The organism is Pseudomonas sp. CM27 (assembly GCF_013179515.1).
In the GTDB taxonomy this organism is placed as follows: Bacteria; Pseudomonadota; Gammaproteobacteria; order Pseudomonadales; family Pseudomonadaceae; genus Aquipseudomonas.
Genome location: NZ_JABMCN010000495.1, coordinates 1 through 666 on the forward strand (window position 1 = coordinate 1; position 666 = coordinate 666).

Consider the following 666-nt stretch of genomic DNA (forward strand, 5'->3'; position numbering starts at 1 on the left):
ACCATCCAGACGCTGGAAAAGGGCGAGGTGGAAGTTGGCGTGGTGTGGGACTTCAACGGCCTGAGCTACCGTGACCAGATCGATCCCAAACGCTTTGAGGTGTTGATCCCCTCGGATGGCTCGGTCACTTCGGGTTACACCACCATCATCAACAAGTACGCCAAGCACCCGAATGCGGCCAAGCTGACCCGCGAATACATCTTCAGTGATGCAGGGCAGATCAATCTGGCCAAGGGTCACGCGCGGCCGATCCGGGCAGAGCACCTGAAGCTGCCCGCAGACGTGCAGGCCAAGTTGCTGCCCAACGAGCAGTACGGTGCGGCGCAGCCGATCAAGAACGCCGATGTTTGGGAAAAGACCTCCAAGGCGCTGCCGCAGAAGTGGCAGGAGCAGGTGATCATCGAAATGGAGTAAGGCGCCAGCATCCCTGGCACCTGTACGGGCCTCATCGCCGGCAAGCCAGCTCCCACAAAGATCGCCTCAACACTCGCCATGTGGGATCCCTGTGAGAGCTGGCTTGCCGGCGATGAATCCAACGCGGTTCATGACTGGAGCAAACATGCAACACAACGTCATTCTGGTCCTGCTAGACGGCCTCAACTACCAGGTCGCCCACCACGCCATGGGCCACCTGCACGCCTATGTCGAGGCCGACCGCGCCGCGCT

The 666-nt window shown here is 60.5% G+C and carries 1 protein-coding gene and 1 pseudogene; both read left to right on the top strand.

The window, feature by feature from the left end; genetic code table 11:
• Positions 1-414: ABC transporter substrate-binding protein (locus tag HP547_RS29180; protein ID WP_172288985.1), on the top strand; the 414-nt coding region annotated here is incomplete at its 5' end.
• A 145-nt stretch (positions 415-559) separates the two neighbouring features.
• Positions 560-666 (top strand): annotated as a pseudogene (locus HP547_RS29185) (alkaline phosphatase family protein); the annotation flags it as partial.